Origin of the sequence: Methanoculleus sp. SDB (assembly GCA_001412355.1) — an archaeon.
GTDB lineage: Archaea > Halobacteriota > Methanomicrobia > Methanomicrobiales > Methanomicrobiaceae > LKUD01.
Window position 1 is genome coordinate 1 of record LKUD01000054.1, and the last position, 10,879, is coordinate 10,879.

9 protein-coding genes are annotated in these 10,879 nt (G+C 54.9%); 3 read left to right on the plus strand and 6 right to left on the minus strand.

Annotated elements, in window-relative coordinates; genetic code table 11:
• Positions 1 to 23: 23 nt before the first annotated feature.
• Both dnaK and APR53_03480 read right to left on the minus strand, forming a co-directional pair.
• Positions 24 to 1,895: a molecular chaperone DnaK gene (gene dnaK / locus APR53_03475; protein KQC04257.1), complete on the minus strand. Its 1,872-nt coding sequence runs from the start codon at positions 1,893 to 1,895 to the stop codon at positions 24 to 26.
• Between the two features lie 12 nt (positions 1,896 to 1,907).
• A complete protein-coding gene (locus APR53_03480; protein ID KQC04258.1) occupies positions 1,908 to 2,417 on the minus strand; it encodes a molecular chaperone GrpE in 510 nt (169 codons plus the stop codon).
• Between the two features lie 310 nt (positions 2,418 to 2,727).
• Here APR53_03480 and APR53_03485 point away from each other — a divergent pair, with 310 nt between their 5' ends.
• From APR53_03485 to APR53_03495, 3 genes are all read left to right on the plus strand, one after another.
• Entirely contained in the window at positions 2,728 to 3,684 is a 957-nt protein-coding gene (locus APR53_03485) for a hypothetical protein (protein KQC04265.1), read from the plus strand.
• Positions 3,681 to 4,751, plus strand: a complete 1,071-nt coding sequence (locus APR53_03490) for an ABC transporter (protein KQC04259.1) — start codon at positions 3,681 to 3,683, stop codon at positions 4,749 to 4,751. The genes APR53_03485 and APR53_03490 overlap by 4 nt, the downstream gene beginning before the upstream one ends.
• Before the next feature lie 86 nt (positions 4,752 to 4,837).
• The gene (locus APR53_03495) at positions 4,838 to 6,274 is read left to right on the plus strand and encodes a hypothetical protein (GenBank protein ID KQC04260.1); all 1,437 of its coding nucleotides are present in this window, start codon (positions 4,838 to 4,840) and stop codon (positions 6,272 to 6,274) included.
• 17 nt (positions 6,275 to 6,291) lie between these two features.
• Here the strand turns inward: APR53_03495 and APR53_03500 are convergent, their stop codons facing one another.
• The 4 genes from APR53_03500 to APR53_03515 all read right to left on the minus strand — a co-directional run bounded on the left by APR53_03500 (position 6,292) and on the right by APR53_03515 (position 10,784).
• Positions 6,292 to 6,726, minus strand: coding sequence for a hypothetical protein (locus APR53_03500; protein KQC04261.1), 435 nt, complete (start codon positions 6,724 to 6,726; stop codon positions 6,292 to 6,294).
• A 22-nt stretch (positions 6,727 to 6,748) separates the two neighbouring features.
• Entirely contained in the window at positions 6,749 to 7,270 is a 522-nt protein-coding gene (locus APR53_03505; GenBank protein ID KQC04262.1) for a hypothetical protein, read from the minus strand.
• Positions 7,271 to 7,903: 633 nt separating this feature from the next.
• Entirely contained in the window at positions 7,904 to 8,092 is a 189-nt protein-coding gene (locus APR53_03510; protein KQC04263.1) for a hypothetical protein, read from the minus strand.
• Positions 8,093 to 8,327: 235 nt separating this feature from the next.
• Positions 8,328 to 10,784, minus strand: a complete 2,457-nt coding sequence (locus APR53_03515) for a hypothetical protein (GenBank protein ID KQC04264.1) — start codon at positions 10,782 to 10,784, stop codon at positions 8,328 to 8,330.
• Between the last annotated feature and the right edge of the window lie 95 nt (positions 10,785 to 10,879).

Here is a 10,879-nt window from a genome sequence, read left to right on the forward strand (position 1 = left end):
TTCCATCGGTCTCAAAAAAATGATTATTTCTCGTCATGAACCCTGAAATCGGCATCCACGACATCCTCGCCGCTTTCCCGCCTCGCCTCCCCCTCCGGCTGCGCTCCGGTCTGCGGACCTGCCGTTTCCTGTGCCTGCTGCCGGGCGGCTTCCTGATAGATGGCAGATCCCGCCTCGCCCAGCACCTTCTGAAGTTTTTCGGTCTCTGCCCTGATTGCAGCGGTATCTTTTCCTTCCAGTGCCCCCTTCACCGCCGTTATCGCCGCCTTCACCCTGTCGGTCAGATCGGTGCTCAGTTTTCCGGCAACTTCGGAGAGCGTCTTTTCCGCGGTGTACACCAGCGAGTCGGCGGCGTTCCTGGCCTCGACCTCTTCTTTTCGTATGCGGTCCTGCTCTTCATACTGTTCGGCCTCACCGACCATCCTTTTGACATCGGCGTCGGCCAGCTTTGTCGAGGCGGTGATGGTCATCTTCTGCTCCTTCCCTGTCCCGAGGTCCTTTGCGGATACGTTGAGGATGCCTGAGGAATCGATATCGAAGGAGACTTCTATCTGGGGGACGCCCCGGGGTGACGGCGGGATGCCGACGAGGTTGAACTGCCCGAGGCTGACGTTGTCGGCCGCCATGGGCCGCTCCCCCTGGAGCACATGCACCGTGACCGATGTCTGGAAGTCGGCGGCGGTGGAAAATATCTGGCTCTTTTTCGTGGGAACCGTCGTATTCCTCTCGATCAGCGGGGTTCTCACGCCGCCGAGGGTTTCGATTCCGAGGGTCAGGGGCGTCACGTCGAGCAGCACCATGTCGGTGATCTCGCCGCCGAGAATCGCGCCCTGGATCGCCGCTCCCACGGCAACGCATTCCATCGGGTCAATTCCCCGCTCCACCTTCTTCCCGACATGATCCTCGATGAATTTCTCAACGACCGGCATCCTCGTCGGCCCGCCGACAAGAATCACTTTCTGGATATCGTTTTTTGTCAGGCCGGCATCCTTGAGTGCCTGCTCGAACGGATGGATGCAGCGTTTGATGATCGGTTCGATCAGCTGCTCGAGCTTTGCCCGGCTCAGCTTCATGGAGAGGTGTTTGGGGCCTGCCTGCGTGGCGGTGATATAGGGGAGGTTGATTTCGGTTTCAAGAACGGTCGAGAGCTCGATCTTTGCCTTTTCAGCCGCTTCTTTCACCCGGTTGATGGCCATTTTATCGGTGCGGACATCTATCCCCTCACTTTTCAGGAACTCGGCTGCAATCCATTCGAACACCGCATTGTCCATGTCGGTGCCGCCGAGCTGGGTATCCCCGGAGGTGGCGAGCACGTTGAATGTTCCCTCTCCGAATTCCATGATGGTCACATCGAGGGTTCCGCCGCCCAGGTCAAACACCAGGATCTTATACTCGCCGCCGCGGTCGAGGCCGTATGCCATGGACGCAGCGGTGGGTTCGTTGACGAGCCTCACCACGTCGAGGCCGGCGATTTTTCCGGCGTCCTTTGTTGCGGTCCTCTGGTTGTCATTGAAATAGGCCGGAACCGTGATCACCGCTTTTTTCACCGGCTCTCCGAGAAACGCTTCTGCGTCCCGCTTTATTTTCTGCAGGAGGAATGCCGAGATCTGCTGGGGCGTGTAGTCCTTCCCGTGCAATGTGTAGACATGGCTTGTGCCCATTTTGCGTTTTGCCGCCGTTACCGTGCCTTCCGGGTTGCTCACCGCCTGCCGTCGCGCCGGTTCGCCCACCAGGAGCTGGCCGTCGGCGGTGAACGCGACATAGGACGGAAACATCTTTCCGGCGACGGTCGCTCCTTCCGCCGAGGGAATGATTGTCGGTTTGCCGCCAAGCATCACCGCAGCCTCGCTGTTGGATGTCCCGAGATCAATGCCGATAATTTTTTCTTTGGCCATTTTCTTTCACCTTTATCGTTCTGCCGGTTGTTCTGCAATCTTCACTTTCGACGGCCGGATTACCTTCGATTTCAACCGGTATCCCTTCCCGATCTCCTCGATAACGGTTTCGGGCTCAACGTCGCTTTGCTCTCTGCAGAGCGCCTCATGGACAGCCGGGTCGAACTTTTTTCCCACGCACTCAATGGGCTGCAGGCCGTACCCGGCCAGGATTTTGATTATTTTCGAATAGACCATACGCATCCCTTCGCTGTTTTTTTCCGTGTCGAGGGCCGGCAGGGCTCGTTCGAAATCATCGAGGATTACGAGGAGGTCGGTAATCAGGTGCTCGTTCGCAAACGTGATGATGGCCCCTTTCTCCTTCTCAAACCATTTCCGGTAATTGTCAAAATCTGCCTGAAGGTATTTCAGCCGCTCCTGGCACTCCTCCGCACGCCGGGCCTCTTCTTCGAGTTCCTGGTTCAGCTGGTCAATCTGCTCCGCCTGCTGCCGGTTCGTGAGCGTGATGTCATCCTCTGACATTGAGATGCCTTTATAAATCTCCGGATATTTTTACTTTGTCTTCTACGGCCTAACCGAATTCTTTTCAGGGGACCCGGCCCCTGGCTGGTTCGGACGGTCCCGGATCCCTCCCGAAAAACGTCGCACCGGTCCCGTGCGACCGCGGATGACGGCAGTCCCGGCGAACGGGGGGCGGCAACGGCGATGGGTGAGATTATCAGATACGAGGGATACACTACTGTCTGAACAGATTCGCCCATGCACACCCCGGAGCGTGACACGAACGGACGACCAATCACCCGGACCCGCAACCCCGCCGGCCGGCACCGGCATCATTACCCTCTCGCACCTGACGAAGATATTCCGGAACAGGACGGACGTTGTCGCGGTGGACGATGTCAGCACCGTGGTAAAGGCCGGGGAGATTTTCGGCCTGCTGGGGCCCAACGGAGCCGGGAAGACCACCGTGATCCGGATGCTCACCACGCTGATGCGCCCCACTTCGGGCACGGCATTCGTGGGCGAATACGAGATTACGCGGGACCCGGAAGCGATCCGGGGAATTATCGGGGTGTGTCCGCAGCAGGGGACGCTGGATCCCGACCTCACGGCACGGGAGAACCTGAACTTCTACGGGAAACTTCTCGATATGAGCGACGCGGAGCGGAAGGAGCGGATTCCCGAACTGCTCCGGATGGTCGGGCTGTCCGGACGGGCGAACACACCGGCCGGCACGTTTTCCGGCGGGATGAAGCGGAAACTCGAGATCGTGCGTGCGTTCATCCATCACCCCCGCATCCTCTTTCTGGACGAGCCGACCATCGGGCTCGATCCCGACTCACGCCGCGACATCTGGACGCACATCAGGACACTCAACCGGAAAGGCACCACGGTGATCCTCACCACCCATTACATGGATGAGGCGGAGCACCTCTGTGACCGGATCGCATTCATGGTCGACGGGAAGCTGGTCGCCGTCGATACGCTGGAAAACCTGAAACAGGCGATGCCCGGGGGCGACCTGATCGAGATCGGCACGGACGGGGTGGCGAGCGCAGTGGCGGACGATCTTTCGCGGCTCGAGAACGTGATACGGGTGCAGGAAGCGGATGGAAAACTCCGTATCTCCGCCCACAACGGAAGCAGGACGCTTCCTTCAATCGTCTCCCTGCTGGAGCACCGGGGAGCGGTGATCACCTCGATCACCATCAGGTCCCCGTCGCTGGAGGACATCTTCATCCATATCACCGGGGCGAACCTGGATGCACGGGGCGGGGGAGCGGCATGATCAAGGGCGCTCTCGCAATCCTCGAACGCGATCTCAGGAAGTTCATACGAACGCCGGTTCTGCTGCTCATGTCCGTCGTGTTCCCGATGGTCTTCCTGATAATCTTCGGAAATGCGCTCGGGGGGACCATCGACCACATTCCGATCGGGGTGACGCAGGAAGATCTCTTTCGCGGGGAGACGCCGCTTTTCGAAAACGCGGTGCAGCGGATGCAGGAGACGAAAACCTTTGACATCACCCTCTACCGGAGCGAGGAGCATGCCAAAGCGGCGCTTGACGAGGGGGCCGTCTATGCAGCCGCCGTGTTTCCCGCCCCCTACCGCTCCGGCGGGTCCATACGCCTCTACACCGACAGTTCGGAGTACCTTATCCCCTCGGTCATCGAATCGGGCTTTTCAAGCCTGATATACGGGCTCGGGGCACCGGTGGCTATCGACATCCTGCCCATCTACGGGGAGATCGAGTACTTCCAGTTCTTCGGCGTCGCGGTGATCGTCCTTGCGATTTTTACGACCACCATGTTCGGCGGCGGCAACACCATCATCATGGACCGGGAGATGGGGATTATCGAAGGATACCTCACCACCCCGGTCAAACGCTCAAGCATCATCCTCGGGATGATCGCGAGCGGCACCGTGAAGGCGGTGTTTACCGCCTCGATCATCCTCCTCGTCGATGTCCTGATCGCAGGAGTCATCATCAGGAGTCTCGAAATCCTCCTGCTGGTCCTCTTCGTCCTCGTGATGATCAGCCTCGGCATCACGAGCTTCATCATATCGTTTGCCTCCCGCTTCGAGAGCCATGTCGCATATTCCGCACTCGTGGCGTTTTTCAACCTGCTCCTCTTTATCACGAGCGGTGCGTTTTACCCGCATATCGGGATGCCGGACTGGCTCAAGTGGGTCTCGTGGGTGAATCCCGAGTTTTATTCGGTGCATGCGCTCCGCTGCATCATCCTCCGGGGGCAGGGCCTCGACGTGATCTCCTTCGATCTTGTCATGATCTCGCTCTTCTCACTCGCGGCCATCGTCTTCGGCATCACGACGTTCCGGCGGACGCTCGAATGACCGCGGCGCCTGCCGCTCCCGCACCGAAATGCCCGGCTATCGAATGCCGCCAGCTATAATACGCCCGCGGTCGAGATACGAGCGTGGTGGGGGATAGTCATACCGGCGGGGGCGGCAGCGGCTCTCCGGGGATCGCGTTCGACCGGGCCGTCGACCGGCATGCGCCGGAGCTTCTCGCGGCCGTGCAGGAGCTCGTCAGGATCAAAAGCGTCGCGGGGGAGCCCGCACCCGGCGCTCCCTTCGGACCCGGCCCGGCGGAGGCGCTCGCCGCAGCGCTCGCCATCGCAGAGCGCCTCGGCTTTTCAACCGTAAACCTCGATCATTGCGTCGGGTATGCGGAATCGGGCGCCGGCGACGAGTACGTGGCCGTCCTCGGCCATCTCGATACGGTGCCGGAAGGCAAGGACTGGACGTACCCGCCGTTTGCCGGGGAGATCCATGACAAAAAGATCTACGGCCGGGGGGCACTCGACGACAAGGGGCCGGCGCTCGCCGCACTCTTCGGCTTACTCGCGGTCCGTGAAAGCGGTGGTGCGCTTTCGAAGCGAGTCCGGGTCATCTTCGGGACCGCCGAGGAGACGGGCGGCCCCGACATCGCGCACTACCTCTCGCGGGAGCCGCCGCCGGCATCGGGATTCACGCCCGATGCGAATTTTCCCGTCGTGTTTGCCGAGAAGGGCCTGCTCTGGGTCGAACTGGAAAAACCGCTGCATCCCGCGGGTTCTTCCGGTGCACAGCTCGTCTCCCTCTCCGGCGGGACGGCGCCGAACATGGTGCCCGAGTCGGCGGCAGCCGTTATCCGGACGGACGATCCCGCCGCGATCCTCAACGGCTGCGAGGAGTTCCCGCGAAGCCCGGGATGTACGCTTGACGCCGGAATCGAGGGCGATCTGGTAGTCATCCGCTCCGGGGGCGTGAGCGCCCACGCATCGACACCCGAGAAGGGGCGGAATGCCATCATGCAGCTCCTCGCGTTCCTCGCCACGCAGGATTTCGGCCCGCCCGGTGCCGCCGGTGCGATCGGTTTTTTCGCCCGGACCATCGGCACGGAGACGGACGGCGCATCACTCGGGCTGGCGCTTTCGGACGTACCCTCGGGAGACCTGACCCTCAATGCCGGCACCATCGATGTTTCGGAGACGGCATTCCGCATCACTCTCGACATCCGGCACCCGGTGACGGTGGAGAAAGATGCGGTGCTTGACACGATCGAGGCATCCCTCCGGGGCACGGGTTGTTCCGCGGCTATCCGGAAATATGATGCGCCGCTTTTCTACCCGACAGACTCGGCGCTGATACAAACACTCACGGCCGTCTACCGGGAGGCGACCGGCGACGAGACACCCCCGGTGGCGATCGGCGGCGGCACCTACGCACGAAAACTCCCGAATACCGTCGCGTTCGGCCCTTACCGGCCCGGGACCAATCCCCCGATCCACCGGAGGGACGAGTATGTCGGCTGCGACGAGCTGGTCGCGATGGCGAAGATCTACGCACGGGCAATAATTGCGCTGGCGAAATAACGGTAAAAAATGGGGGCTTACCGCCGGGCCAGCGGGCAGCAGGCATTGCCGCACGCGAGGCAGACACAGGTCCGGATCTCAATCGCCGCCGCCGCAACCAGGATCCAGAACACCAGAAACAGTCCGGGCCGGACAACCAGCCATGCCTGCGGGAGGAGGAGGATGACGACCGCGGCGAGGGCGACCGCCGCATAGTCCCATCCCGTATAGGGCCCGGTGCGCCGGCGGAGAAACCGCTCCGCCAGCATCCCCGGGACGCCGTGGGCGCACCGCACGCCCTGTTCGGGGCATTTCGTGCAGAAGACGCCAACCACCAGCATGGCGGAGCCCGCGGCGAAGAGGACGTAGCCCGCGGCACGGGCGGGGGACGAGACGAAGATCGCGTATGCGGCGAGCGCCACGGCGACGAAGAGCAGGCCGAGGCTGATGCGACCGTGGAGGCGGCGGGTCATCCGGGGGCCCTCCGCGGTGCCGTCATGCGCTATCGTCCCCGGCGGCCGCGAGGCCCAGCTTTTCCGGCAGCGACGCCGCCCAGGCCCGTATCGCGTCCCAGTCGCGGGCGTCCTCCGTCTTCGTCTCGTCGTACCGCCTGAAGAAGCCGATTACGGGCATAAAGGAGGGATTCATCCGGCCGGCGAAGGTCCCGAGCCCGACAAGATCGACATGGGCCCGCACCGGTTCCAGCGCCTTCTCCGCCAGCTCCATCGTATCCTCCTTCGGCTCGGCAAAACCCATGCCGACGAGGAATCCCGCCACCGGGCGGCCCCGGAGTGCCGCTTCGTGCCGGCCCGCGAATTTCACGGCATCTTTCAGGACGCTGCCCATGTACAGCGACGTGCCGAGGACGACGGCATCGTAGCCGGCGACGTCGGTGACCGAGGATGCGGCGGCGACGTCGACGTCGAGGCCCTGCGAGCGGAGCGTGTCGGCCATGGCCTCCGCGATTTCCCGGGTGGTGTTGTGCTTCGTTGCGTAGGCGATGAGGATTCGGGTCATAGGTACGGCATAGTTGGGGAATGGTGGTAATAAGGGGTGTGGTGAAGAGGAGGGTTTTTGAACGTGGTATCATATCGCTGTGCATGAAATTGGTCAGGATTGGTTTACAATTCCGACCGTCAAGGCCTGATTGTATTATTCTCCTGACAGATTTTTAATGGCAGGCTAAATTGTCAGGATTGGTTGACAATCCTGACAGTAACCGTCTAATTGTAAATTTCTCCTGACAACTCCCTCTCCGGCAGTAAATTTGTCAGGATAAGTTGATAAAAAAATGTGCTTATTTACTTTGGTGTACGATATGAAGGAGATTGGGAATCCTAGATAGAATTCTTTTTAAAGGGTATTATTGAAGTTTCGAACAATTCGATTGAAACTGCAAAAGACATTATTTCACTGAAAAATAATCTCGTGGAAAAGCTGCTCCGGCACAATATTGGAGGCGTTTATGCCGTAAAACTCATCGATGTTCTTTTTGATAATCCGGTAATAACCGTAAAACAGGTTGCTGAATGTATTGGTACAAGCAGACAAACAGCGAACCTCCTGGTGAAAAAATTTGAAGAGAATGATATCTTAGTTGAAATTACCGGGAAAAAGAGCTTTAAACAATATATGTTCGTGGATTATGTCTCAATTATTCAAAAAGGGACGCATATGTAATTTTTCACATTCACCCTCTTTCAGATCGCCATGTTGTGTGGCGTCGGCGGCCGCGACATCGACCTCGAGGCCCGGCGAGCGGAGGGTTTCGGCCACGGCCTCCGCGATTTCGCGGGTGGTGTTGTGCTTCGTTGCGTAGGCGATGAGGATTCGGATCATGGATACGGGGTAGTGGGAGGGATGGGGTAATAAGGAGTGTGGTGGTTTGGGCGGATGGGCGCGGCGCGGGCTCATTCGGAGAACTGGTTGGTCCAGCGAGGCTGGCGATAGGATCGGTTAACGCATTTGTAGGGATAGTGAAAAGGTATACTAGTCAAATCGAATTAACCCATTTGGAGTGTTGAAAATATATTCACATCCTGTGTAAACTTTTGAAATAATCCAAAATCTGATTTTAAATATAATCCGTAAACTTGGGAATACAACGCATCGGTTCGACACTTTTTATCAACTTAATCCTCTGGACTGCAATTGGTCTAAAAATTTCAGCATCAGACACTATACCCTGCAACTCCCTTGCGAGTCCAGCTCTAATATTAAGAGAAGTCTGATCGCCACTATCAGATTTATATTTTAAAACCTTTTGTCGGAGATTCTGTAAGCATAATGCTGCAGCAAAAATTCTATCAGGATCGGTCTTTTTTGGGATTGCACCCGGCACAAGATTACTCAGGACATGCAATATAATCCTTAGATCCTCACATCTGAAGGGATGCTCCGTTTTATAAACCCGATATGTTCCGGAATCAATAGTAATATCTTCACAGTGCGTACACCACCCGATCACAGTCCCGGGATCCGTTGCCGTTATACCTGCTTCTGTTAGCTTGGAGGCAATTATTACAAGCGCTTCCTCACGATTAATGGATGTTTTCTTTGCGTATTCATCCGCCGTCTTCTCGATTAAACGGATCCACTCAATAGTGGCGTTGAAAAGGTCTTCAAATCCCTTCCACATATACGGTTGTTTCCAGAATGTCATTCGCTTTCCGTTTTTCATCATAAATCTAAAAAAAATCGTCCTGAAAGATAAATATAAACCAGATCTAGAAAGAATGACATCCTTTCCAATTAGGCTTCTGAAGATCATTGCGTCTGATTTACTATTGTCGGTTGTGACATCTTTGAAAAAACCGTCATCCTTTATCATTACACTCCGGCCAATTGGAATAAATATTCCCGTGTTCTCATCATTAAAACACAGAAATGCCTCTTCCCCTGGCTCAAGCCCAGAAAGAATCGAATCATGTCCCACATCCATCTCTTGTTTCCCAGAACTTAGTGGTTGTTTCCATCCTGAAAAGGAGATGAACTCATCATCAATGTCTGAATAAAGTTCGATCATCCTGTCTGTTTTCGGGACATCGGTTGCCTCGAAGCCCTCACGAAGTAATTCGGGAATCGAATCCCCGTCCTCAGGGATAACAATAGGATAGGCAATTGTATCAAGAAGACGACGGTTGATGATTTCCTTTATTCCTTCAAGCCCCTTCTGATCACTTATGAATATAAATTCGGTCACACCAGATCTACGCAGGGAATAACCCAAGGAAGGATACTGAGAAGAAATGACATAATGGCGACACCCATCATCTATGAGAGCCCCACTACTTGAGAGGCCCTTCCATCCTGTAATCATAAATCTTGATGAGAATTGCTCTGGAAACATCTCCTCTTTCTCCATAATCCGCTTGAAACCCTTGATATCATTATAATGAACAACCACAGTCACGTATGCCTCAGAATCACCTTCCAGTAATTCTTTCGCTGTATCTATCATCGATTCGCGCAAAGGATTCGAATTACAGAACGGTTCTGGTAGAAAGTTATCTACAAAAATTTGCTTGAATTGTTTGGGGATATTACTCTGTATTAGCCCTTCAAAGGCACTCATTTCGAGATCACCACAGATAGTATCATATGTTATCTCTATACTACCGAATCCCCTTTGTGCTGTCATGTACTCGGGATTGTCATAATCACCGCCAATTATGTTGAGAGGTGAAGAGATCACCCTTCTCAGATAATAACGAATATTCCTTGCGACATCTCGGTCTAAAGTATCGATAAGAGTAAAAGCTTTGGTAAAAAATTCGGTCAATTTAGGAACTTCAATGTAAGTTGTATTTATCCTGTATTCTCGGTCGGAAATTATTTCTTTCAGCTGAGAGGAGAGAGGTGAAGGGTATTTTGATTCATTGCTTTGTGATTCCATCCATTTGAGTAAACTGAATGAATCAAGAGTGTGAATAGTACATCCTGTTGATGACAGGACATTCTGATCTGAATGCAATCCATAAAATTGTCGCATTTCAGAGTTTGTTGAGAATAATAAGGTTGTATGCTTTGCTTCCTGCAAATATTTTAGCAATTCACTGCTTGAAGATCCATGGTATCTAATATCGCTTATAAGTTCATCGGCATTTTCAATAATGAGCAGTTCCGGTGAGATATCTCGCAAAAGCCTGAAAATTTCAACGGATCTTCCTGTTTCCGGACCGGATGAAATTACGTGGAGACTGCCCGGTTTTTTTATCAGATCCTTATCTTTTTTATAGTAGATTACAGGTTTAAGGGTGTCATGGCACCATCGGATTTTTTTATAGTTTGCTAGAACCTCGTAGAGCCAAAGATGGTTATAGTTCAGTTTTTTCCCAGACCATTGCTCCTGTTCGGTCAATGTCACAATCCAATAGCCATTTTCCGGATCAATTTTCCCGTTCGCAATCTCCTTATCATTAAATCCCTTAACTTCCCTGCCGCCTTTTTTTTTCTTTATGATGTTCCTCAGGCTTCCTTTTCCATAATTCTCAAGGAACTCCTTTTTTAAATCATTCGAACATTTACCCAAACTATGTTGGCATATCCATGTATCATTCTCTTGAGAACCAGCCCCATATTTTTTAATTCGAACTTCAACAACATCACGAAAGTCAAAAACAAGAG

Excerpts from the sequence above, each read along its gene's own strand:
- APR53_03505 (KQC04262.1), bottom strand. The coding sequence starts at position 7,270 with ATGACCCGAATCCTCATCGCCTACGCAACGAAGCACAACACCACCCGG.
- APR53_03510 (KQC04263.1), bottom strand. The coding sequence starts at position 8,092 with ATGATCCGAATCCTCATCGCCTACGCAACGAAGCACAACACCACCCGC.
- APR53_03490 (KQC04259.1), top strand. The coding sequence starts at position 3,681 with ATGATCAAGGGCGCTCTCGCAATCCTCGAACGCGATCTCAGGAAGTTC.
- dnaK (KQC04257.1), bottom strand. The coding sequence starts at position 1,895 with ATGGCCAAAGAAAAAATTATCGGCATTGATCTCGGGACATCCAACAGC.
- APR53_03500 (KQC04261.1), bottom strand. The coding sequence starts at position 6,726 with ATGACCCGCCGCCTCCACGGTCGCATCAGCCTCGGCCTGCTCTTCGTC.
- APR53_03480 (KQC04258.1), bottom strand. The coding sequence starts at position 2,417 with ATGTCAGAGGATGACATCACGCTCACGAACCGGCAGCAGGCGGAGCAG.